The organism is Legionella sp. MW5194 (genome assembly GCF_016864235.1).
Lineage (GTDB): Bacteria > Pseudomonadota > Gammaproteobacteria > Legionellales > Legionellaceae > Legionella_C.
In genome coordinates this window covers 1657061-1680378 of sequence record NZ_CP045732.1, presented here as the reverse complement: position 1 = coordinate 1680378, position 23318 = coordinate 1657061, and the positions used below count along the sequence as shown (strand labels likewise).

Here is a 23318-nt window from a genome sequence, read left to right as displayed (position 1 = left end):
CTTGATATGCTTCAGCAACACCTCTCCTCCTAACGGCTGGCGATCACATCATAGTTTTTAATGGTTTTCATAACGCCATTAGTCCAGCCGTCCTGGATGAGCTGGGCCGCATTCTGCTGAATGGTCGTCACCGCAACCCCGGAAAAATGGGCATTTAGGGCATCCATGTCAGAAAAAACTGCAAACAAAGCATAGCTGTCATCTTCATTTTTTAAAGCAACCCAGAAAAGAGTATTGGGTTCGACGCGGTTAACCAAGGCCACCACTTTCTGCAGCAGAGTGTCTAATTCTTTCTCCTTGCCCGGGATGGCTTTGAACGTCAGGTAACTGGCCAACCGCGCTTGATCCAGTCGATCCCTCTGGTCATTGTTGCTGACCAGAATGGTTGAGTTCTGAATGTTCTTAATCACGCCGTTTTCCCAGCCGCCTTCAATCAGTCGATCGGAGTTCTGCTTGAGTGCGGTAATGACCTGTCCATTCAAATGAGCGGCCCGTCCTGCCGTGTCAGTGAATGCGTTAAACAGCGCGAATTGATTTCCTTCACGCGTCAGGGCAAACCAGATTTCAGTATCGGGTTCGGTACTTTTCACGTGCTCGGCGCCAGCTTTAAGCAGCAGCGTCAGATTTTTTTCCTGGTCCCCCCGGCTCTCAAGGCGAATGTAGGTCGCCTCTTTCAGACTGTTTCCCGGTGGGATAGTCCCCTCAGCCCAAATCCCATGATTCAACATCACACTGCAAAAAAGCACCATCCATGATTTCATTGACTTACCCTCTGCTGGTAAAAGAGACCCATCCATTCTAATGCGAATGCCATGGATAAATGAAGAACAAGATTCCATTTCTCTGTATCAAATCCTTTATAAACCCGGGTCGTGGCAGTAATAGCGGCAAAAACGGATAGACAGGATGATACCTTTAATCGTCAGTCAAACCATGGTTAAATTAACCATTAACTTCTATTGAGTAAGTATGGAACAAAAGCGAATCCTGGGATTACCTGCCAGCACTTCTCTTGTAATTGGTAACATGGTGGGATCCGGTATTTTTCTGTTGCCCGCTGCCATGGCGGCCATCGGCAGCATCGGTCTTTTCGGTTGGGTTATCACGGCGCTGGGTTCCATTTTGCTGGCCCTTATTTTCGGTAAACTCAGTCAACGCCTGCCGCTGGTCGGTGGGCTTTATGCTTACTGCCGTCATGAACTGGGCGATTTTGCCGGGTATCAGGTCAGTGTGGCGTATCTGCTCGGCAATATTATTGGCGATGCCGCCACCGTGGTGGCCTTGCTGGCTTATCTGACCGTTTTCTGGCCTGATCTGACCACCAATCATTCGCTGGCCTTCCTGGTTGGCACCGCCATTATCTGGCTGGTTGCCCTCATTAACATTATTGGAGTTAAGGAAGTTAAAATCGTACAGATGGTGACCACCATCATTAAATTGATTCCTATTCTCCTTGTCTCGCTGGTCGGGCTATTCCATATTAAGGTCGAAAATCTCGCTTTCTTTAATGTGTCAGGACAATCCAATCTGGCCGCCTTGGCCAACGCGGCCATGTTAACTTTTTTTGCATTCGGCGGCCTGGAATCCGCCACGATCCCTGCAGAGAATGTAAAGAATCCGGAAGTAACCATTTATCGGGCCACAGTACTTGGCACCGCGATCACGGCATTGATTTATTTATTGAGCACAGTCGCACTCATGGGCATGTTTTCACCCGCATCCCTGGCCAATAACCCGGCTCCTTTTGCTGCAGCAGGACGTCTCATTTTTGGCGATCTGACCGACTCGATTTTTGCCATGGCAGCCATTATTGCCTGCCTTTGCACAGTCATTGGCTTTCTCTTTATCACCAGTCAGGCGGCTATGGCCACCGCCAGAGATGGCCTGCTGCCTTTGTTTTTAACGCGATTATCGCGATTTAACACCCCCCATTGGGCCATATGTCTTTCTGCTTTAATCATGACAGTGTTATTGGGAATGAATTACTCAAGCTTGCTGACAGCCCAGTTCACGCTGCTGGTGACCTTATCGAATTTATGTATTTTAGTTCCTTATCTTTATACGACCGTGGCCGCCATGATCGCGTTTAGACAATTTAAATCCCCCGCTCATCGCCATCGTACCGTCAATTGGATGGTTATCAGCATACTGGCCTGTATTTATGTTCTGTTTGCTCTTTTAGGTTCAGGACAGGACGTTATTTTTTATGGTATTGGATTATTGTTCTGCCTGACACCTTTCTATGCTTTAATGGCCATACACCGCAGCAAGTATACTAATAAACAACCAATATGATCTAATATTGATCAGTTGGTTGTTTTCGTGTAAACTGGTGACTGTTGTTGATTAGCTCTCAGTAAGAACATGACCTACCCATTTATTCGCAAAGCCACCCCTAACGATTACGATGCCATTTGGTCCATCTGGATGCAAGATCATGTTATTCAATGGATGTCGTTTACTAAACAGGGTAAGGAAGAATTTAAGGCCCATTACCAACGGATGTCGCAAGCCAGCGACATTTATGTTCTGGTGGACGCCGTCGAGGGCAAAGAAAAAGTAATGGCCGTACGACGCATTAAATTTGGCCAGGGTCCTTATCGCCATACAGCTGAATATTGCTCCATGGGGGTTGATAAAGACTCACAGGGTAAAGGGTACGCCAAACATTTATATGCTGAATTCTTAAACATCGTCAGGGAAAAAGGCGGTATTAAACGCATTCAGTTAACTCAAAGCGGCGGCAATTTCAATGCCTTTCATCTGGCGGATAAGACCTTTTCTCAGGAAGCGATTTTTCCGGACTGGCTCGCACGCGAGAGTAATGGCGGGCATTTCTACTTAATCGAGCGCTATGTTTATCAACTCATCGATGAAAATCTGGCGAAGCAGGCTCCAGGAATACCCAGCTTGCAATTTGACGAACAGCTCCCGCTTTTGCAGGACCAGGACTTGTGCCCGGTGAGTATTAAGCGAGACCAGAATCAATTCACTGCCTGTATCAACGATGCGCCTGTTTTGACAGTCGATTTTGATCCGGATGACTCTGTCATTCGGCACATTGGCTTTTTAAGCATTCAGTTACCCACAGCGAACGATGAAGCCGCTGCGGCCGCGGCTTTACGCTCCATTCTTGCCGCACTCCTTCAGGAAGGACGGGTCAAAAAGCTGGAATTATTCACCGAGTCGCCTGCCGTTGCCAAATTATGCCAGGCCGCCGGCTTTTATGTTCGCGGGGAAAAAAGAGCGTCTTATTTCGACGAGCAGGGCCAAACCTACAAAAATGAGTTGGGCCTTGAGTACAGTTTTATGAGGATTAGCGACGCCCGCGATTTAGTCGTTGCCAGAATCACTGATCCGGTCAAACGAAAAGACATAGCTAAAATGCTCCAGTGCTGCCAATCCCTCATTGAGGAATTGGGCAAGAAAGAAGGCTACGACGCATTGGGTGTTTGCTACCTGGAGAACCTGGTTTATCAGGCAGTCCGCGATGGCCTGGAGGCCCAGAAGTTAATTTCCCTGACTGACAGACGCTGGCTTCCTTTGGTTAGTCAAATGCCAGTTTCATTTAAAGAAGAACTGTTTGCTCTGGTCAAGGTCATGCAACCGTCCTCGCTCACTTTTTTTCAACCTGCCCCGGTGATTTCGACAACCGTAACCGCAACGGCCCCTATTAATTCCATGGAATAATGAATCAAGAGCCTGTGATTATTCAGGCTCTTCCCCTTCAGAGACGGGCTTTTTGCTTTTTAATTCACCGTAGATCTTTTCTGCCGATGCCTTTTGTTCTGCGCTTAATTTGGGTTCAAGTCGAGCCAATTCTTTAGCCGCCTGTTCATTTTTGTTATTGGCCGCCAATTTTAACCACGCATAGGCTTTGACATCATCCTGATTAACACCCAGACCGGCTAAATACATGTACCCCAGTTTCCCTTGCGCAAACGAATTACCCTGGTTGGCAGCTTTGCCAAACCAATAGGCGGCTTGTTGATAATCTTTATCCACACCCACCCCGGTGAGCAGTAACTGGCCCAGTTCAGCCTGTGCCTGAGGATGACCCTGTTCCGCTGACGCTTCATACCAGTAAGCGGCTTTTTTCGGATTGGCTTCCACACCCAACCCATTTAAATATTGAAATGCCAGGTAAGCCTGCGCATTGCGGTGCCCCTGGTTGGCGGCTCTGGCAAACCAGTAAGTCGCTGCATTCTGATTGGGCGTCACATCGTACTTACCGGTGTAGAGCAAACCCAGGCTATACTCTCCTTTGGCATCGCCCTGCTGAGCGGCTTTGTCATACCAATACATGGCTTTTTCCACGTCTTTTTTAGTGCCAAGGCCCATGAGGTACTGGTAAGCAAGGTTCACTTGCGCTTTGGAATAGCCCTGCTCGGATGATTTTTTAAACCAGATGAACGCGTTGCTTTCATCCGCCTTGACACCATCACCAGTCGCATACATCAGGCCAATATTGCGTTGAGCAATGGAATTTCCCTGCTCGGCAGCCTTCATATACCATTTAAAGGCTTCGGTGTAATCCCGGTTAAATCCCCGCCCGGTATCATACAGATAACCCAGGCTTAATTGCGCCAGTGCATTGTTTTTTTCAGCTGCCTTTCGATACCATTCACCGGCTTTTTGATCATCCTGGTTAACACCATAGCCATATTGATACATGCGCCCGAGGAGATACATGGCTTCATCATTTCCCTCTCCCGCTGATTGAACCAAATGAGGATAAGCGGTACTGTAATCACCATTTTCGTAAGCAGAAAAACCAATAATGTCATCGGCAAAGGCGGTGTTGGCGGCGAGAAAGGCTGCAAGAAGGATTTTCCTCATGCGATCTCCAAGTAAAACAGATTCCTATAATTAAGAGTAGATTATGCCTGTGGTAAATCAAATAAGGCCATTACAGGAGGTACGTGGGGAAACCGTTTAACACGTTGGTAATACTTGCATAAACGAATTTACAAAGAAAGCACAGGCACTTTTGCCAAGTGCCTGTGCAAGGGGCATTAACATGCTTCAAAAATAGCGGCAGCACCCATGCCAGTACCGATGCACATGGTGACCATGCCGTATTTGCCCCTGGTGCGCTGAAGACCGTGCAACAGAGTTGCCGTACGAATAGCGCCCGTAGCCCCCAGCGGATGGCCTAACGCAATCGCACCGCCTAAGGGATTGACCTTTTCCCGCGGCAACTCCAGGGTTTTAATAACGGCCAAAGCCTGGGCGGCAAATGCTTCATTCAACTCAATCCAATCGAGTTGATCCAGCGTTATCCCTGCTTTTTGCAACGCCAGAGGCACGGCGTTAATGGGACCAATGCCCATGATTTCAGGCGCCACACCCGCCACGGCATAGCTCATCAGACGGCCAATAGGCTTTAAATTGAATTGCTGCACTGCTTTTTCGCTGGCCAGCAAAGCAATTCCTGCCCCATCGCTGGTTTGCGAACTGTTTCCAGCCGTGACTGTGCCTTTGGCTGCAAATACCGGTTTAAGTCGGGCAATGGCCTCATACGAGGTGTCAGCGCGCGGCCCCTCATCCTGGCGGATGACACGCTTCTTTTCCTGCACGTTGGAAGAGGCTAAATCCACTTTTCGTTCCGTGATTTCAAACGGAACGATTTCCGCATTAAAATCACCGCGTTCCTGGGCAGCAATGGCCCGTTTGTGGCTTTCGGCCGCAAATTCGTCCTGCTGTTCACGGGTTATTTCCCAACGCTTGGCCACGTTTTCAGCCGTAATTCCCATGCCGTAGGCAATAGCGACCTGTTCATTGGTAAAAATCGCTGGATTGGCGGTGTATTTATTCCCTCCCAACGGCACCATGGACATGCTTTCCACCCCACCGGCGAGGGCGAGCTCCATGGCTCCCTGTTGGATGGAAGCCGCTGCTGTGGCGATACTCTGTACTCCAGAAGAACAAAATCGGTTGATGGTCATCGCCGGCACCGATTGCGGCATACCGGCCAGCAGGGAGGCGATGCGTGCAACATTCATCCCCTGTTCCGCTTCAGGCATGGCGCAACCGATAACCACATCCCCCACAGCTTGCCAATCCAGCCCTTCGTTTTTTGTTTTAACCGCACGGATCACATGGGCTAATAAATCGTCTGGCAACGTGTGTTTGAAAACACCTCGGGGCGCTTTACCGACGGGGGTTCTTACTGCGTCAACAATGTAAACATTCGTCATGATGCATTTCCTTGTTTAATTGCGTAATGGTTTGCCGGTTTCTAACAGATGGGCAATCCTCGCCTGAGTTAAGGGTGTGGCAGCGAGCGTTAAAAAGGCCTCTCTTTCTCTGTTCAGCAGCCAGGCTTCATCAACCAGAGTCCCCTCGTCCACAGGGCCGCCGCAAATGACCTCAGCCAGTTTGTCCGCCAGGAAATAATCATGCTGAGAAATAAAACCGCCCTCCAACCAGTTCACCAATCCCGCCCGCAAACGGGCATGCCCTTCACGGCCAGCGACCTTGATTAATGACTGAAGTGGCGGTTGATAATTCAGAGCCTGCATTTCATTGATTTTGGCCAGAGCAGCATACAACACTTCATTGTGATGCATGACCCAGCTGTCCTTGGCCTTCAGGTACCCGCGCTGTAAGGCCTCGGGAGCTGAACCGGCGACAAACGCGGTGGCAATCTGCTGGAAATAAGGCTGGATAAACATCAGCAAATCCGCATCACCGGCCTGTTTTGCTGCACGCAAAGCCATTTCTTTACATCCACCGCCGGCTGGAATCAGACCCACACCGACTTCCACCAGACCGGGATAGGATTCAAAGGCTGCAATGACGGCATCGCAATGCATCATTAACTCACAACCGCCGCCCAGGGCGCGTCCTCTCAGCGCGGCAATGGTCGGAATACTGCAATACTTTAATTGCATGGCCGTTTGCTGGAATTGATGCACCATTTTATCCAGCGCCTCCATGCGGTTGGTCTGAATCAAATTAGCCACGCCACGCAGATCAGCTCCAGAACTGAAATTAGTGACGTCGCTTTGATAAATGATTAAGCCGCGACACTGTTTTTCTGCTCTGGCAATGGCTTCCTGCAAACCATCCAGTACATCCTGGCCAATCGTGTTGGCTTTACTTTTAAATGAAAGCATGGCGACATCGTCTTTCAAATGGGCCATTGTCACGCCGCCATTTTCATAAATAACTTGCAAAGGCTCCTGCGATTTTTCAAAAATCACCGTGTCCTTAAAATACTGCCGTTGGTAAACTGGTAAGGAACTTGGTTTTTTATATTGCCCTGACTGCGGTGAAAACGCACCCGCTGCAGTATAAAATTGCGTCTCTTCGTTTAACCACTGCGGTAATGCAGCCGTACTGAGTGACTGGTGCGAACGGATGCCCTCTTGAATGAAGGACAGCACCTCAGCGACACCGGCGCTTTGCCAGGTCTCAAACGGACCCGATTGCCAACCAAAGCCCCAGCGAATCGCTAAATCCACATCACGGACTGTGTCTGCGATGCCCGCCAGATGGTAAGCGCAATAATGGAACAGATCACGGAAACAGGCACTTAAAAATTGCGCCTGCTTCTCTTTCGAAGCCATTAATGCACTCATGCGTTGCCTTGCATCCGAGTTTTTCATAATGGCCTTGACTTCATCGCTGATTTCACCACCGGCTATACGATAATGCTTGCTGTCAACATCATACACTTCAATGGTTTTACCGTTTTTACGGTAAATACCCTGACCGGTTTTCTGCCCAAGATGCCCTTCTTTTATGAGCTGAGTTAACCAATCTGGTAATTTAAAACAGGCATGCCAGGGGTCGTTACCTAGCTGCTCGTCCATGGTACGCACAACATGCGCCATGGTGTCTAAGCCCACCACGTCCATTGTTCTGAAAGTAGCCGATTTCGGTCTTCCGACCAGCGCGCCAGTCAGCGCATCCACCTCATCGAGGCCAATGCCCATCGCCTCCGCATGATGAAGCGTGGCTAACAAAGAAAACACACCAATGCGATTGGCAATAAAATTGGGCGTGTCTTTCGCAATGACCACCCCTTTGCCCAATTTGCTGGTCAGCCAGGTCTCGAGATCATTGACTAATTGCGGGCTGGTTGCAGACGCGGGGATGAGTTCAGCCAAATGCATGTACCGGGGCGGGTTAAAAAAATGAACACCGCAAAAACGGTGGCGGTAATTTTCCGGCAACACGTCAGCCAAGGCATTGATGCTTAAGCCTGAGGTATTACTTACCAGAATGGTTTTTTCTTTTAAAAAGGGAGTAATCCGTTTATAGAGATCCGCTTTCCAATCCATGCGCTCCGCGATGGCTTCAATGATTAAATCACACTCACTCAGATCAGCCAGGTTTTCTTCATAGTTTTTCGCTTCAAGCAGAGACGCCGTTTGAGGAGTAGCCAGCGGTGTGGGTTTAAGTTTCCCAAGATTGGCGATGGATTTATCGACAATGCTGTTTTTACCGCCTTCCTGAGGCGCCAGATCAAACAGCAGGGTTTCTATTCCCGCATTGACACAATGAGCCGCAATTTGCGCTCCCATAACGCCTGCACCCAAAACAGCAATTTTTTTAATGAAAAAATGTCCCTGCATGATTCCTATCCTCATGTGTCGGTTTATGGATTCGCGATGCACCGGCCCTTTATAATGCCGGTGCTGTTGACCTGAAGTCTAAGACAGATTAAACCGTATTCCCTGGGCTAAAGGTAAGTCATCTCCCCAATTAATGGTATTGGTCTGACGACGCATGTAGGCTTTCCAGGAATCGGAGCCGGACTCACGGCCGCCACCGGTTTCTTTCTCACCGCCAAATGCCCCGCCGATTTCAGCGCCGGATGTGCCAATATTGACATTGGCAATGCCGCAATCGCTGCCTTTGGCGCTTAAAAAGCGCTCAGCATTTTTAAGGTTCTGAGTAAAGATAGCAGAAGAAAGCCCTTGCGGTACACCGTTTTGCAATGCAATGGCCTCATCCAGGGTTGAGAACGGCATGACATAAAGAATCGGAGCAAAGGTCTCTTCCTGCACAATATCCCAGTCATTTCTGATGTCGGTCACCAGGGTAGGCTGGACAAAGTAACCGGCTTTGTTCAACACTTCCCCACCAAAAACAACCTGACCCCCAGCCTGCTTAATGCGGGAAACAGCCGACTTAAATTGATTGACCGCTTGCTCATCAATCAGGGGGCCCATGAGATTGTTACTGTCCAATGGATCACCGATAGTAATTTGCTCATAGGCATGCTGAAGACGCTTGACGACATCTTTATAAAGAGTCTGATGAACAAACAATCGCCGTGTGCTGGTACAACGTTGTCCGGCAGTTCCCACCGCACCGAAAACAATCCCTGGAATGGCCAGATTCAGGTCAGCCGACTCATCCAGAATAATGGCATTGTTACCACCCAGTTCCAGAATGGTTTTACCCAGGCGACCAGCGACTTTGGCAGCCACTTGTTTGCCTACTGCCGTGGAACCGGTAAATGAAATGAGCGGGATACGTGCATCATCAACCAGACGTTCAGTGACATCATGTGAATCAGGGATGACCAGTGAAAAAATTTCAGGGCAATTGTTGGCCTGCAGTACTTTATTGCAGACATGCTGTACAGCAATAGCACACAGAGGTGTCTTGGCAGAGGGTTTCCATAAGGTGACATTGCCACAGATGGCCGCAATAAACGCATTCCATGACCACACCGCCACCGGAAAATTAAATGCTGAAATGACACCGACGATGCCATAGGGATGCCATTGCTCATACATACGGTGGTTAGGACGTTCCGAGTGCATGGTGTTGCCGTAGAGCATGCGGGATTGTCCCACCGCAAAATCGGCAATATCAATCATTTCCTGAACTTCGCCATCGCCCTCCTGCTTGGATTTACCCATTTCAAGCGATACCAGGCTTCCCAGCCAATCCTTATGCTCGCGTAGCGCGTCGCCCATTTGGCGGATAATTTCACCGCGCTTGGGCGCCGGGACCTGACGCCAGGCTAAAGCGGCCTTCTCGGCACGTTCCAGTATTGTTTCGTAATCAGCCAGGGTGCAGGTCGCCACTTCAGCGAGTTTTTCACCGGTTGCAGGGCAATAGGAGGTCAAACGACCCCCTTGTATCTCGCTGCGCCAACCCTGGCCACTGAACGCACCGGGGTTGATGGAGGCAATGCCCAGCTTACTTAATAAATCCATTTCGTTCTCCTATGCGTAGTAATGGCCGAAACGATTGGCAAGAACATCCGACAACAGGAAGTTTTCCTGGAGGACGAGGCCATGGTATTCATTTTCCTGACCAAGGACCAGATCAACCACTGCGCAGACCCCGGAGGCCGTACTGACTTGAATAGCAGACCATTCAAGCCCGCAGATCGTTGCGGGATAGACTTTTCTCACGTAGCTCTTCTCAGACAGTTCGCCGTGTTTGATGCCTTCAACCGACACATAAACAATCACGATATCCTGGTAGGTTTTGGGAATGGCGCGTTCTAAAATGCGCTTTAAGGTGTCACGGTCTTCATTTAATTTTAGATCATTCATTAATAAACGCATTTTTTCGCAATGACCAGGGTAGCGCATGGTTTTGTAATTCAATGTCTGAATTTTACCCTCGTACAATTCAGCCAGACTTCCAAGCCCGCCGGAGGTATTGAATGCTTCGTATTCACAGCCATCGATTTGAATGGCTTCGAGCCCCTCCAGCGGCCGCATGACAGCGGGCTTGCCATGTTCGATGCCATAACACAGATTACCGTATTCATTAATGACCCCATCGGTGGACCAGGTCAGTGAATAATGCAGGGCATTGTTGGCACGTTGCGGTAAAGCACCGACACGAAGCTCCGCATGCAGGCATTCGTCAAACTCTTTCATTAGACTATTGGCCGCGATACTGATAAACCCTGGAGCCAAACCGCACTGGGGGACAAACGCGGTGTCGGCACCCTCAGCAATCTGCTTCACAGCCTCTGTGACCGACGTGTCTTCGGTTAAATCAAAATAATGCGCTTTAGCCGCTTTGGCTACTTTGGCAACATGGGTATTGAGGAAATAAGGCAGACTTGAAATGACCGCAACAATATTATTGGTTTGCAGATAAGTCAAAATTGAGTGCTCGTCCTTTACATCCATCGCGACGGTTTTGATTTGCGGCATGGTTTGCAGCAACCGGCTTACGTCCGTTCCGGAAAATTCCAAATCAGCAATATGGACCTGATAATCGCCGCTTTCTGCTAACAAACAGGCAATCAGACTGCCAATTTTACCCGCTCCGGTAATCATAACGTTGTACATACATTCCCTCTCCATTGTAAAACGAGCCGTCATCGTACACTAAACAGGCACACACTTGAATACTGAATTGATCTTATTGAATTATTTGTAAAATTCTTGACCTTTTACAGGGAGTGTTTTATTGTTGCAATCATTTATATTCTTTTTATCTCATGGAAGTCAGCACTCCAATTGAACAATTTGAATCATTTGCTGTAAAAAAGAGGGCTATTCCTGTCTTTTTACGGTTTTTTTTCTTTGGTTTAATGCTGCCCCTGAGTTTTGCGCCCTTCCATCTGCCAGGTTTAGCCATCCTTTCGCTGGCTTTGTTTTATCATCTTTTAAATGAGACTCCGAAATCCGCTTTTCTTCATGGCCTGGTTTATGGATTTGGTTTTTTCGGGTTGGGCGTCTCCTGGATCTTTGTGAGCATTCATGAGTATGGTCATTTAAACGATTTGCTCTCGGCGCTCATTACCTTTCTGTTTATCATTTACCTCTCCCTGTTTCCGGCCTTGACGGCATTTTTGTTCAACCGGCTCAGAATTCAACCCTTTACTCTACTCTCAGCCTTTGCTTTCAGTGCCCTTTGGATTCTTGGTGAATACCTGCGCGCCACATTTCTGACAGGGTTTCCCTGGCTTTTGCTCGGCTTCGGTCAATTCGATGCACCGTTTAAGTTTCTCCTCCCGATCATCGGCGTGTATGGCATCGGTTTTCTAACCTGCTTTGCTGCTGCCCTGCTATCGCTGGGTTTTAAAGCACAGGGCGTCACCCGCTTAAGGCATGTTGTCCTCTTCATTGTCATCGTGCTCACGCCCTTCGTTTTTAAACACAGGCAGTGGAGCGAATCGCATGCAGCACCTGTCAGCGTCGGTGTCATTCAGGCGAACTTATCCATGCGCGACAAATGGGATGAGGCCTTATTCTGGCAATTACTGCAAGGTTATCAGGAGGAAACGGAAAAACTGTTGGGAACGGAACTGATTCTGATGCCTGAATCAGCGATTCCCCTGCCGCCAAGTTATGTCAGTGATTTTCTTTACCAGATGCAGCAGCGGGCGAAACGGGCAGGCAGCGCCATTCTACTAGGTATCCCTCAACCGGTTTCCCCGGGCGACGAGCGTTACTTCAATTCATTAATTACACTCGGCAAAGCCAGAGGCAGTTATCAGAAGCAGCATCTTGTTCCCTTCGGGGAATACATGCCCCGGTTTTTTATTGCACTCAGCGACTGGCTGGGCATACCCGATGCCAATCTGCAGGCAGGCAAGTCCGATCAAACGCTTATTCGCGTTCAAAAACACGCCATTGCCAGCCTTATCTGTTATGAATTGGCGTATGGCGACCTGTTACGCCGTCAATTACCCGCCGCGGAATGGATCGTTTCCATCAGCGATGACGGCTGGTTTGGCCACTCCCTTGCCATGTACCAGCAGCAACAAATGGCCCAGGTTCGTTCCTTGCAGGTCGCCCGTTATCAGGCAGTCGCCAACAATGACGGTTTATCTTCCATCATCAATCACCAGGGAGACATTGTCGCGTCGTTACCCGCATTCACCTCGGGTCTGTTGCGCGCCTCCCTCTACCCGATGACCGGCAGCACGCCATGGACGTATTGGGGAGATACACCGGTTTTGTTATTTTGTGCCCTGATCTATCTATTCTGCCTGGTTCAAAAGCAATTAAAAAACAAAGACTCGGCAGAAGCTATTGCTGGCGAGGTCAAGAGGCGTTATCCTTACCAGCCTGTCTGAATACAACGTTTAACTATGGATATTAGCTATAAACCGCGAGATGTTGAAGAACAAGCCCAACAGTATTGGCTTAAAAAACAATCGTTTAATGTCACTGAAGATTTAAACAGAGAAAAATTTTATTGCTTATCCATGTTCCCTTACCCCAGCGGAACACTGCATATGGGGCATGTCCGGAATTATACTCTGGGCGATGTGATTGCCCGCTACCAGCGGGCGCTGGGTAAAAATGTTTTGCAACCCATTGGCTGGGATGCATTCGGTTTGCCCGCTGAAAACGCTGCCATTAAACATGGCATTCATCCGGCTGAGTGGACCCGAAAAAACATTGCCTCCATGAAAGAACAATTCATGCGTCTTGGCAACGCTTATGACTGGAAGCGCGAAATCGCAACCTGTGATGCCGATTATTACCGCTGGGAACAGTGGTTTTTCATTAAATTGTATGAAAAAGGCCTGGTCTATAAAAAGAATGCCCTGGTTAACTGGGATCCTGTGGATCAGACGGTGCTCGCCAATGAGCAGGTCGTAGACGGCCGCGGCTGGCGCTCAGGCGCGCTGGTTGAACGACGGGAAATATCCCAGTGGTTTATTAAAATCACCGCTTACGCGGATGAACTGCTTAATGATTTGGATACGCTGGACGAATGGCCTTCCCAGGTCAAACAGATGCAGCGCAACTGGATAGGCCGCTCCGAGGGCTGCGAAATTGCCTTTAAAGTGGAAGGCTATGCCAAAAAGCTTAAAATTTATACCACCCGCCCCGATACCCTCATGGGAGTAACCTATCTGGCCGTCGCACCAGACCATCCGCTGGCGAAAGAAGCCGCCAAAACCAATGCCGCTGTTCAGGAATTTGTTGAAAGCTGTCAGGGTGTCCGTATGGCGGAGGCTGATCTGGCCACCATGGAAAAAAGAGGAATAGCGACTTCTTTCATGGCCATTCATCCAATCACCGGCGCTGAGGTTCCCGTGTGGATAGCCAATTTTGTCCTGATGCAATACGGTTCCGGTGCGGTAATGGCCGTCCCCGCACACGATCAGCGCGACTGGGAATTCGCACAAAAATACCAATTGCCTTTGAAAGAAGTCATCAAACCCGTTGAAGGCACCCATGACTACAGCCAATCGGCTTTTACCGGCGAAGGTGAGTTGATTCATTCAGAACCATTTAATGGACTCCCCTCTGCTCAGGCGATTAAAACCATTTCAACCTATATTGAAGAACAGGAACTGGGTAAAATCACAGTCAATTATCGCCTTCGTGACTGGGGCGTTTCAAGACAACGCTACTGGGGTACACCGATTCCCATGATTCATTGTGAAGAATGCGGCATTGTCCCCGTACCTGAAGATGAATTACCCGTTGAACTCCCGGAAAACATTCAATTCTCAGGCAACGGTTCGCCCTTGGCCCAGTGCAGTGACTTTCTGCATACGCAATGCCCCAAATGCCGACAGGATGCGATGCGTGAAACCGATACCTTCGATACCTTCGTGGAGTCTTCCTGGTACTATGCCCGTTTTGCCTGTAAGGGGCAGGACAATGCCATGCTCGACGATCGTGCCAAGTATTGGACACCGGTGGATCAATACATTGGCGGGATTGAACATGCAGTAATGCATCTGCTCTATGCCCGATTTTTTCATAAATTGATGCGGGATGAAGGGCTTGTCAATTCCGATGAACCCTTCAAGGCATTACTGACTCAAGGTATGGTGCTCAAAGACGGCCATAAAATGTCTAAATCCTTAGGCAATATCGTTGATCCAAATCACCTGATTGATACCTACGGCGCCGACACGGCCCGTCTGTTTGTGATGTTTGCGGCACCGCCAGAACAATCCCTGGAATGGTCCGATACCGCCGTGGAAGGAGCTCATCGTTTTCTCAAGCGCATCTGGGCCTTTGCGTATCAGCATCAGGATCTGATTAAGGAAGCCAACAATGCCATTTCCGACGGCAATGGGCACGTGGATTGGCAACACGCTGAAAGCCGGCTTAAAAAATCACGCATGGCTGTCAATCAGATTCTCGCACAGGCCAGCAATGATTATGAAAAGCACCAGTTCAACACGGTGGTTTCAGGCTGCATGAAATTATTTAATGAATTATCAGCCTATGCTGTTGAAACGGAAGACGACAAGTATTTTATTCATGCAGGCATGAGCATTTTATTGCGCCTGTTAGCGCCCATAACCCCGCACATTGGTCACCATTTGTGGCAGCAGCTTGGTTATGATCGTGTGATCATCGATGCGCCATGGCCCAAGGTGGATAAAAGTGCGCTGAAAAGCGACGAGCTCGATTTTGTTGTTCAGGTTAACGGCAAACTGCGCGCGCAATTCAGTGCGGACAGTGACAGCGATGAGGACACCCTGATTCAATTGGCAAAGCAGCATGCCCATGCGTTCATCGAGGACAAAGCCATTAAAAAGGCCATTGTGGTTATGCACCGCCAATTAATCAATCTGGTTGTCAGCTGATGCAAAAGCGACTTGTTCTCTTAAGCTTGGTCAGTCTGCTCGCAGCCTGCGGCTTTAAATTGCGCGGCGTAGCAGAAATGCCGCGTTGGCTCAATCATGTCGCGGTGGTCATCCAGGATGCTCATCGCGATTTAGGCCCTCTGCTTAAAGAACAACTTGAGGCTTACAACATCGTGGTTGTCTCAAATCCTGCCGAAGCTCACTACCTGCTTATTGTGGAGCGGGATCACAACCAGCAACAGCTCACCAGCGTCAGTGCCAGCACGACTCCCCGTCAATATCAACTGGTGTACACCGTTCGTTTTTCATTGGTTAAACAGAGGGGACCCGTACTGATTCCCTCAACCCAAGTGGGAGTATCACGGCAATTGACAGTCAACAATGATCGAATTTTAGGTTCAGATTTTGAAGAATCGACGTTGTATAACGAAATGCGCCGGGATGCCGTGATGCAAATCCTTATTCGCTTGAACCGTAAGCCGCAACAGTAAACACCATGTTAATAAAACATCAGGATATCCGCTTTCAGGTCAGTTCCCCTTTATCAGCCAGTTATGTCTTGATGGGACAGGACCATTTTCTTATCGACCAGGCTGTCACCACCTTAAAGCAAACCTGGAATTCTTTGCACTCTCAAGGCAGTGATGTCAAGGTGATGGATATCGAGTCTTCTGGTGATTGGGCCAGACTGATGGATGCGGTGACTAATTATTCTCTTTTTGCGGAAGCGACCCTGGTGGACGCGCGCTATGGGAAAAAATCCTTGGACAGTGAGGGAAAGGCCTTTTTTGAATCGTATTTAGCCCGTGTCAATCCTGACTGCTTACTCCTTTTGCGCGCGTCAGATCTGACCCAAAAATCATTGCAGTTCCTGGTCAATCATTCTCAGGTGACTCTGGTACAGACAAAAGCCCCGGATAAAGCCGCCGTGCAACGCTGGGTCAAAGAGCAATTAGCCCAGCATGCCATTCGCTATCAGGCGGCTGTACTGCCATTGATTGAGCAATATACTCGCGGCAACTTAGCCGCCTGTGCGCAATTATTAGATAAAATCAGGATTACCCATGATCTTGAGCATGAATTAACGATTACACTGATGAAACAATACCTGTTTGATCAGGCTCAGTATCAATTGTTTGAGCTAAGCGACGCCTGCCTGCTGGGTGATACTGCTCAGGCCTTGATCATACTGCGGCATGCTGCTGAAAACCGGGTGGAATGGACACTGATTTTATGGGTTCTGGCTCAAGAAGTGCGTCTTTTACTGCAACTCCATCACAGCATTCAACTGGAGCTCCCTTTTTCCAGCACCTTGAATCAGTTAAAAATATGGCCTCAACGCGGAAAACTTTACCAGACAGCTTTAAAAAGGCATACAGAAGAAGGGTTATCCAGCTTGTTGGCGTTTTGCGGCAAACTGGATACACTAATCAAAACAAGTCAGACTCCGCAGATTCCACGTCATTTCGAATTGCTGGTCGTGGGCTTATGCTCGGGTCAACAGGTCCTATTACCTTGAATAACCTCATCCTTTTTGGCGGCACCTTCGACCCGGTTCACAAAGGTCATATGAATACAGCCCTGGCTGTGCAGAATCACTTTCATTTTGATTGCTTTTCTTTTCTACCCTGCAGGGTTCCTTTATTGAAGGAAGAAGCACATGCGTCTGGAGAACAGCGTGTGGCAATGTTAACACTTGCTTTAGCAGAGTTGCCGTCAACGTTGAATTTTCAAATCGATTGCACTGAAATTGAACGCGACTCTCCTTCTTACATGGTGACAACGTTAAGCCACTTGCGAGAGAAACGAGGTTATGAACTGCCTGTAACCCTGCTCCTTGGTCAGGATACCTTTTACCAGCTCCCCGCCTGGCATCAATGGGAAAGGTTGCTTGATCTATGCAATTTGCTGGTTATAAAGCGGCCTTCTGTCGTTGTTAAGCCTCCCCAAGCAGTGCAGCTGCTGTTACGCCATCATGAAAAGCAGGAGGAAGGTTTGCTTTTGACAGAAAAGGCTGGTGTCATTCAACAGTTTAATGCAGGGCAATACCCCCTTTCGTCAACTCAAATCCGCAGGCAATTGCGTGAGGGTCAGGTAATCAGCAGCGACATGTTGCCCGTTTCTGTAATGAAATACATCAATACCCATGGCCTGTACCGCTAAGACAAGCGGCTAGTCAACGCCGGTCAGTTTTTAAATCTCATCGAGATTGGTAAATTCCAGATCTCTGGAGGCGTTCGCCACAATTTTTTGGGTATCGATCAGCTGAACTTTTTTGATAAAATCAGGCAGCATGCTATAAAGCCATTGCACAATGGGATTAAATTTGGCATAGAGGCGGGAATTCTTTGAATATTCCTCATGGGGCATCGACGTCATCTGAATAACCAGCATAATCAGCGACACAATAAAAACGCCACGAACAAAACCAAAGGCCATGCCCAATAACCGGTCAGTGCCGCTTAATCCTGTACGTTTAAGGATAAAACCTAATATCGCGTTGACAATGGCTCCAACCAGCAAAGTAGACAATAGAATGACCACAAAGCCTGCGCCCTTACGTGCCGTCGGATCCTGGATGTAGGGTTGAAACCAGGGACCCACCACGTCAGTGTAGTTATAAGCCAGCCAGAGGGCTAAAATCCAGACCACTAAGGCGATGAGTTCCTTGATAAAGCCACGGAACAAACCGGTAATAACCGAAAGACCGATAATCGATAGAATGACTAAATCAACCCAGTACCATTGCATGCCTAACTAACCCGGGTAGTAACGATGAATCCATTCAACTGAATGGCGCTGGCCAGTTGCTGCTGTAATTTCTGGGCTTGCTGTCGTTCTTTCATGTTACCAACAATTACTTTATAAACGGTGCCTTTGTTATCAACCACTTTATTAAAGCGAGCCTGATACCCTTTGCTCTTTAAACGCGCAATTAATGCCACGGCATTGCGTTGCTGAGAAAACGTCGCTAATTGGACAGCATAACCATAACGTGCCACTGCATTGGCCGTCGCAAGTGGTTTGCTGACTGCGGGGTTTGTTTTCCTGGCAGCAACCTGAACCGGTGTCGGCTTACTGACCGGCTTAACCAGTGCAGGCTTTTTAATTTGAGTGAGGCGCGTCGGCGGAGCCTGGGTTTTGACAACCGCAGGTTTTACGTCAGCCATTGCGATGGCCGGAGCATTTTTTGCAGGTTTTTCTTCAGCGACAATGACCGGGCCTTTATTCATCTGGCTCAACGGCTCAGCCTTAGCCAGGGTCGATGCCGGTCTTGCTTCTTCGTCAATTGGAGGAATATCAACATGGGCCACTTTCACCGTTTTAAACATTTCCTTTTCTTCCGGCATGGACACTTGCGGTAAAGCGGGTTTAGGCGGTAATTTAACGGACATACTGACGTTGTCATCAAATCGTTGACTGGATTTTTTCATAATGGCGGGCATAAATATAGCCACAACTGACAAAATGACGGCAATGCCTACCAAGCGATGCTTGACGCGCTCATCCATAGTAAATTTCATATTAAACCCCTTCGCTCAAGTTTTCATTACTTACCGCCGGTAATACAGCGCACACAGTAAAAAATGAACCATAAACTAAAATCAAATCACCAGCAGAAGCCTGTTGGCAAGCCGTTTTGTACGCAGCCGATGGACTATTATGACACAAAACGTCATCAATGCCATGGTTTGCAAACGCCTGGAGCAGTTGTTCGCTCGTTGCCGCTCGCTTGCTTTGAAGTAACGCAGGATACCAACACGCAACCCAGGGGCTTAACGGAGCGATTATGCCGGTCAGATCCTTATCGCCAAGCGCAGAAAAAACGGCATGAATGCGTCGCCCTGAATACTGTTTTACTAAATGGTCTGCAAGATACGCTGCCGCCTGCGGATTATGAGACACGTCAAATAAAACCGTATGATGTCCGGTTTCAATCACCTGTTGACGCCCCTTAAGTGTTAAACCGCTTAATCCCTCAGTAATCTGTGCAGGCGTCACAGGCAAATGATCATGAAGGTAGCGGGTAGTCATCATGGCAGCGGCCAAGGCATTCCCATGCAAAAAGGGCTCTCTGCAATGCAGTGTCCCCTGGCTGTCTGTAAACGTCAATTGTTGCTGATCAATCCGGTAACGGTAGTGCTGTCCATTCACTGCATGGGGACAGCGCAGCGCATGGACTGCAGACAGGATACTCAAAGGCGGTGAAACATCTGCATAAATAACAGGCTTACCTTCCCGTAATATTCCCGCTTTCTCAGCGCCTATTTTTTCCAGGGTGTCTCCCAGATAATCCTGATGATCGTAATCAATGGTGGTTATAATGGCCAAATCGGCATCGATAATATTGGTGGCATCCAGCCGCCCACCGATACCCACTTCAAGAATAATCAAGTCCAGCGGCGTTTGCTGAAACAGATAAAGCGCCGCCAGGGTCGCCGTTTCAAAATAAGTCAGATGGGTTTCGCCTCGCCCCTCTTCAATGACAGAAAAAGCATCCGTCAGGGCCTCGTCAGAGACAGGAACGCCGTTGATTCGAATGCGTTCGTTAAAGTGCAGGACATGCGGGGAGGTGTAAGCCCCGATCTGATAGCCCCCGCTGCGATAAAGGGCTTCCAGTGAAGCCACGGTCGACCCCTTGCCATTCGTTCCAGCCACTGTAATGACTTTGGCATGGGGTCTAAGCAAGTCCAGCTGGCCGGCAACACGGGCGATGCGGGCCAATCCCAGCTGGATTTCTTTTTTGTGCCGGCTTTCAAGAACAGTCAACCAGTGTTCAAGCGACCAGCTACGGTAATCAGTGGCGTGCGTCACGATGCGATAATTTGGCAACCAGTTCTGCGACCGTCGAGCGCAGAAGCCTGCGTTCGACAATCATGTCAATGTGGCCGTGCTCCAGCAGGAATTCACTGCGCTGAAAACCCTCAGGCAACGTTTGTCGCACGGTTTGTTCAATGACTCGGGGGCCTGCGAAACCAATTAAGGCATTGGGCTCAGCCAGAATGAGATCACCCAGGCTCGCAAAGCTCGCCGAAACCCCACCCATGGTGGGATCGGTCAATACCACAATGAAGGGTAACCGGGTCTCTGAGAAACGGGCTAAGGCAGCCGATGTTTTGGCCATTTGCATCAATGAGAACAGCCCTTCCTGCATACGAGCACCGCCGCTGGCAGTAAAGCAGATGTAAGGGCGTTTTTCCGCCGTGGCAGTGGTGATGGCCCTGACAAATTTTTCCCCGACGGTGGCCCCCATGGACCCCCCCATAAAATTAAATTCAAAGGCGCTGACCACAACGGGTTGCTGGAGAAGATTGCCCTTGGCGACAATGAGCGCTTCCTTCTCGCCAGTGGCCTTTTGTGCCTGACTGATTCGATCCTTGTATTTTTTGGAATCCTTGAATTTAAGGCGATCGATGGGCTCCAGGTTAGCCGCTATTTCTTCCTGGCTCCCTTCATCCAGAAACTGGGCAAGGCGCTCACGCGCGGTTAAGCGGTGATGATGGTTACAATTGGCACAAACCGAGAGGTTTTTTTCGAGCTCGGAGCGATACAATACCGAATTACAGCCCTGGCATTTTACCCATAGCCCTTCGGGCACCCCTTTTTTCTGGGATGTTTCGGTTCTGATTTTTGAAGGTAGTAATTTTTTAAGCCAACTCATAAACAAGAATCCGTCATGATCGTAAACGGCACACAGTATAACCTGAAAATTACCTGAGAGCTTGCTTTTCTTCAAGAAAACAAGGAATTCTTTCAGCGCAAGTGCTTGAGGCAATAGAACAAAAACCTGTCTTTTTCAAGAAAAACCAATTCACCCCTAAAGTTCCCTTTTTTTATTCCGATAACAAGTGTGGGTACGGTGAATAACAATAATAACAGGATTCACCGAGAACAAAGCAGATCCCATATCCAGGGATTCAGGTGAGGAGATTTTATTATGGCTCAAGTGGTTAATACCAACGTCATGTCGCTTAACGCACAACGTAACTTAAACAGTTCGCAAAAAACGATGACAACCGCTATTCAACGGTTGTCTTCCAGCTTGCGAATCAACAGCGCGAAAGATGATGCTGCAGGCTTGGCAATTTCTGAACGCATGACCGCTCAAATAAGAGGGATGAACCAGGCTGTTCGTAACGCGAACGATGGTATTTCCCTGTCGCAAACGGCTGAAGGTGCCATGGGTGAAACCACCAACATCCTTCAACGTATGCGTGAGCTTGCCCTGCAATCAGCGAACTCAACCAACAATTCCGGTGACCGTCAGGCCATCCAGGAAGAGGTGAACCAGCTGCAGGCAGAGTTAGACCGTATTGCCAACAATACCGAGTTTAACGGTCAGCGCATTCTGGATGGTTCTTTCTCAAGTGCCAGCTTCCAGGTCGGTGCCAACGCCAACCAAACCATCAGCTTCGCTATCGGCAGCGTAAAAGCGTCGTCAATCGGCGGTATCGCGGCTGAGGATGGGACCGAGGTGGCCGCTGCGGCTGCAACCGACATTACCATCTCAATTGGCGGCGGTGCAGCAACAACCATCAACTCCAGTGCCGGTTTCGCAGGCTCAGCAAACGGTCAGGATGGCACCTCAGCTTACGCCAAGGCTGCAGCCATCAATGATGCCGGTGTTTCAGGCTTGAGTGTGACGGCGACCACGACAGGTACACAAACAGTCGGTCCTATCGGCGGTACGGCAGGTGACACGTACAACCTGACCATCAACGGCGTGGCGGTATTCACCAACGAAGACGTGGCCACGGCACTCAGTAACTCAGACCTTCGCGATGCCATCAACGGCGTCAGTGACCAAACCGGTGTTATTGCCAGCTTAAACGGCGGTGACTTGACCTTAACGGCAGCTGACGGACGTAACATCACGGTCACTGAGAGTGGTACCGGCTTCACTGCAGGTACTGACGGTATCAGCGTCACTGGTGGTGACTTTGACGGTGTCTTGCGCGGAAGTCTGTCAATCAGTGCCGTGGATTCCATCGCCATCGGCGGTACAGTAGCTAACTTAGGCTTGTCTGCAGCCATTGCTAAAGACTCCCTGGGTGTGGATTCAGTCGATGTCAGCACAGCCGCTGGCGCTCAAGAAGCCATCAAGCGTCTTGACTCCGCATTGAACTCCGTTACTTCCAACCGCGCAGCAATGGGTGCTCTGCAAAACCGCTTCGAGTCAACCATTTCGAATCTGCAAAACGTAGCAGAAAACCTCTCTGCTGCACGTAGCCGAATTCAAGATGCTGACTTTGCTGCTGAAACGGCCAACCTAACCAAGGCTCAGATTCTGCAACAAGCTGGTACTGCCATGCTTGCTCAGGCTAACAGCATACCGCAATCCGTGCTGTCACTCCTTGGTCGATAAGCGAGGACACTTCATGCAGGGCAACCTGCATGAAGTGCGTTTTACCCTCTGATAATGAGGGTAAGGAGTTATAAATGATTATCGATGGACCCAATGATTTACTGCCTTTAAAACTGGATGCAAACAACATCACCACACAAAAAGCCTCCGAAGACAGCTTGAATGTGAATGCCCCTCCTATCGCTAAAATCAATAACGACAATAACGTACAGATAAGGCAAGCCCTGGATGAAGCCACTGGTCTTTTGCAAACGATAGTGACGGATAAATTATCCGAGGAAGTGATACGAAAAATGCCGCCCGATGAGTACCTTAAGTTACTCTCGCTTTTGGATGAAATGATAAGCGGCTCGGTTGATAACCAGATATAGCATCAGAAAATTGCAAGTTGGTATCCTTCTTGCAATTATTTTTTACAGTAACGTCTCATGAAGGGACCTCTTTAAT

19 protein-coding genes are annotated in these 23318 nt (G+C 48.9%); 9 read left to right on the top strand and 10 right to left on the bottom strand.

The features are described from left to right. Positions 1-29: 29 nt before the first annotated feature. The gene (locus tag GH742_RS07815) at positions 30-761 is read right to left on the bottom strand and encodes a putative quinol monooxygenase (RefSeq protein ID WP_203454168.1); all 732 of its coding nucleotides are present in this window, start codon (positions 759-761) and stop codon (positions 30-32) included. Positions 762-969: 208 nt separating this feature from the next. Between GH742_RS07815 and GH742_RS07810 the strand changes: the two genes are divergently transcribed. Both GH742_RS07810 and GH742_RS07805 read left to right on the top strand, forming a co-directional pair. After that, complete coding sequence (locus GH742_RS07810; RefSeq protein ID WP_203454167.1) at positions 970-2295, top strand: amino acid permease; 1326 nt, start codon at positions 970-972, stop codon at positions 2293-2295. 69 nt (positions 2296-2364) lie between these two features. Next, positions 2365-3690 (top strand): GNAT family N-acetyltransferase, encoded by a 1326-nt coding sequence (locus GH742_RS07805; RefSeq protein WP_203454166.1) that lies wholly within the window; start codon positions 2365-2367, stop codon positions 3688-3690. Between the two features lie 18 nt (positions 3691-3708). On the opposite strand, the gene GH742_RS07800 is transcribed toward GH742_RS07805, so the two are convergent. The 5 genes from GH742_RS07800 to GH742_RS07780 form a co-directional block, all read right to left on the bottom strand. Beyond that, positions 3709-4839 (bottom strand): SEL1-like repeat protein, encoded by a 1131-nt coding sequence (locus GH742_RS07800; protein ID WP_203454165.1) that lies wholly within the window; start codon positions 4837-4839, stop codon positions 3709-3711. A 176-nt stretch (positions 4840-5015) separates the two neighbouring features. Beyond that, positions 5016-6200 (bottom strand): acetyl-CoA C-acyltransferase, encoded by a 1185-nt coding sequence (locus tag GH742_RS07795; protein WP_203454164.1) that lies wholly within the window; start codon positions 6198-6200, stop codon positions 5016-5018. A 15-nt stretch (positions 6201-6215) separates the two neighbouring features. Further along, positions 6216-8585 (bottom strand): 3-hydroxyacyl-CoA dehydrogenase/enoyl-CoA hydratase family protein, encoded by a 2370-nt coding sequence (locus GH742_RS07790; RefSeq protein WP_203454163.1) that lies wholly within the window; start codon positions 8583-8585, stop codon positions 6216-6218. Positions 8586-8663: 78 nt separating this feature from the next. Beyond that, positions 8664-10184 carry an aldehyde dehydrogenase family protein gene (locus GH742_RS07785; RefSeq protein WP_203454162.1) on the bottom strand — a complete coding sequence of 507 codons (1521 nt, stop codon included), beginning with the start codon at positions 10182-10184 and terminating at the stop codon, positions 8664-8666. 9 nt (positions 10185-10193) lie between these two features. Then, a complete protein-coding gene (locus GH742_RS07780) occupies positions 10194-11282 on the bottom strand; it encodes a saccharopine dehydrogenase family protein (RefSeq protein WP_203454161.1) in 1089 nt (362 codons plus the stop codon). Between the two features lie 152 nt (positions 11283-11434). Here GH742_RS07780 and lnt point away from each other — a divergent pair, with 152 nt between their 5' ends. The 5 genes from lnt to nadD are packed head-to-tail and all read left to right on the top strand — an operon-like array spanning position 11435 to position 17668. Then, complete coding sequence (gene lnt / locus GH742_RS07775; protein ID WP_239005179.1) at positions 11435-13018, top strand: apolipoprotein N-acyltransferase; 1584 nt, start codon at positions 11435-11437, stop codon at positions 13016-13018. Between the two features lie 15 nt (positions 13019-13033). Beyond that, complete coding sequence (leuS, locus tag GH742_RS07770; RefSeq protein WP_203454160.1) at positions 13034-15505, top strand: leucine--tRNA ligase; 2472 nt, start codon at positions 13034-13036, stop codon at positions 15503-15505. Next, positions 15505-15996, top strand: coding sequence for an LPS assembly lipoprotein LptE (gene lptE / locus GH742_RS07765; RefSeq protein WP_203454156.1), 492 nt, complete (start codon positions 15505-15507; stop codon positions 15994-15996). The genes leuS and lptE overlap by 1 nt, the downstream gene beginning before the upstream one ends. A 5-nt stretch (positions 15997-16001) precedes the next feature. Continuing rightward, positions 16002-17024, top strand: coding sequence for a DNA polymerase III subunit delta (gene holA / locus GH742_RS07760; protein ID WP_203454154.1), 1023 nt, complete (start codon positions 16002-16004; stop codon positions 17022-17024). Beyond that, positions 17021-17668 carry a nicotinate-nucleotide adenylyltransferase gene (nadD, locus tag GH742_RS07755; RefSeq protein ID WP_203454146.1) on the top strand — a complete coding sequence of 216 codons (648 nt, stop codon included), beginning with the start codon at positions 17021-17023 and terminating at the stop codon, positions 17666-17668. The genes holA and nadD overlap by 4 nt, the downstream gene beginning before the upstream one ends. A gap of 30 nt (positions 17669-17698) precedes the next feature. Here the strand turns inward: nadD and GH742_RS07750 are convergent, their stop codons facing one another. Genes GH742_RS07750 through accD form a run of 4 tightly spaced genes read right to left on the bottom strand, consistent with a single transcriptional unit; the run spans position 17699 to position 21167 of the window. After that, positions 17699-18256, bottom strand: coding sequence for a CvpA family protein (locus GH742_RS07750; RefSeq protein ID WP_203454145.1), 558 nt, complete (start codon positions 18254-18256; stop codon positions 17699-17701). A 2-nt stretch (positions 18257-18258) separates the two neighbouring features. Continuing rightward, positions 18259-19029: an SPOR domain-containing protein gene (locus tag GH742_RS07745; RefSeq protein WP_203454144.1), complete on the bottom strand. Its 771-nt coding sequence runs from the start codon at positions 19027-19029 to the stop codon at positions 18259-18261. A gap of 1 nt (position 19030) precedes the next feature. Continuing rightward, on the bottom strand, positions 19031-20320 hold the full coding sequence (gene folC / locus GH742_RS07740) for a bifunctional tetrahydrofolate synthase/dihydrofolate synthase (protein ID WP_203454143.1): 1290 nt from the start codon (positions 20318-20320) through the stop codon (positions 19031-19033). Then, positions 20304-21167, bottom strand: coding sequence for an acetyl-CoA carboxylase, carboxyltransferase subunit beta (gene accD / locus GH742_RS07735; protein ID WP_203454142.1), 864 nt, complete (start codon positions 21165-21167; stop codon positions 20304-20306). The genes folC and accD overlap by 17 nt, the downstream gene beginning before the upstream one ends. Before the next feature lie 276 nt (positions 21168-21443). On the opposite strand from accD, the gene GH742_RS07730 reads away from it, so the two are divergent. Further along, complete coding sequence (locus tag GH742_RS07730; RefSeq protein ID WP_203454141.1) at positions 21444-22871, top strand: flagellin; 1428 nt, start codon at positions 21444-21446, stop codon at positions 22869-22871. A 74-nt stretch (positions 22872-22945) separates the two neighbouring features. Beyond that, positions 22946-23242: a flagellar protein FlaG gene (locus GH742_RS07725; protein ID WP_203454140.1), complete on the top strand. Its 297-nt coding sequence runs from the start codon at positions 22946-22948 to the stop codon at positions 23240-23242. Positions 23243-23318 lie beyond the last annotated feature (76 nt).

Coding starts and splice junctions, on each gene's coding strand:
- GH742_RS07810 (WP_203454167.1), top strand. CDS start 970: ATGGAACAAAAGCGAATCCTGGGATTACCTGCCAGCACTTCTCTTGTA.
- holA (WP_203454154.1), top strand. CDS start 16,002: ATGTTAATAAAACATCAGGATATCCGCTTTCAGGTCAGTTCCCCTTTA.
- GH742_RS07815 (WP_203454168.1), bottom strand. CDS start 761: ATGAAATCATGGATGGTGCTTTTTTGCAGTGTGATGTTGAATCATGGG.
- lptE (WP_203454156.1), top strand. CDS start 15,505: ATGCAAAAGCGACTTGTTCTCTTAAGCTTGGTCAGTCTGCTCGCAGCC.
- GH742_RS07785 (WP_203454162.1), bottom strand. CDS start 10,184: ATGGATTTATTAAGTAAGCTGGGCATTGCCTCCATCAACCCCGGTGCG.
- GH742_RS07795 (WP_203454164.1), bottom strand. CDS start 6,200: ATGACGAATGTTTACATTGTTGACGCAGTAAGAACCCCCGTCGGTAAA.
- GH742_RS07805 (WP_203454166.1), top strand. CDS start 2,365: ATGACCTACCCATTTATTCGCAAAGCCACCCCTAACGATTACGATGCC.
- GH742_RS07800 (WP_203454165.1), bottom strand. CDS start 4,839: ATGAGGAAAATCCTTCTTGCAGCCTTTCTCGCCGCCAACACCGCCTTT.
- GH742_RS07750 (WP_203454145.1), bottom strand. CDS start 18,256: ATGCAATGGTACTGGGTTGATTTAGTCATTCTATCGATTATCGGTCTT.
- GH742_RS07790 (WP_203454163.1), bottom strand. CDS start 8,585: ATGCAGGGACATTTTTTCATTAAAAAAATTGCTGTTTTGGGTGCAGGC.
- leuS (WP_203454160.1), top strand. CDS start 13,034: ATGGATATTAGCTATAAACCGCGAGATGTTGAAGAACAAGCCCAACAG.
- accD (WP_203454142.1), bottom strand. CDS start 21,167: ATGAGTTGGCTTAAAAAATTACTACCTTCAAAAATCAGAACCGAAACA.
- GH742_RS07745 (WP_203454144.1), bottom strand. CDS start 19,029: ATGAAATTTACTATGGATGAGCGCGTCAAGCATCGCTTGGTAGGCATT.
- lnt (WP_239005179.1), top strand. CDS start 11,435: ATGGAAGTCAGCACTCCAATTGAACAATTTGAATCATTTGCTGTAAAA.
- GH742_RS07780 (WP_203454161.1), bottom strand. CDS start 11,282: ATGTACAACGTTATGATTACCGGAGCGGGTAAAATTGGCAGTCTGATT.
- GH742_RS07725 (WP_203454140.1), top strand. CDS start 22,946: ATGATTATCGATGGACCCAATGATTTACTGCCTTTAAAACTGGATGCA.
- GH742_RS07730 (WP_203454141.1), top strand. CDS start 21,444: ATGGCTCAAGTGGTTAATACCAACGTCATGTCGCTTAACGCACAACGT.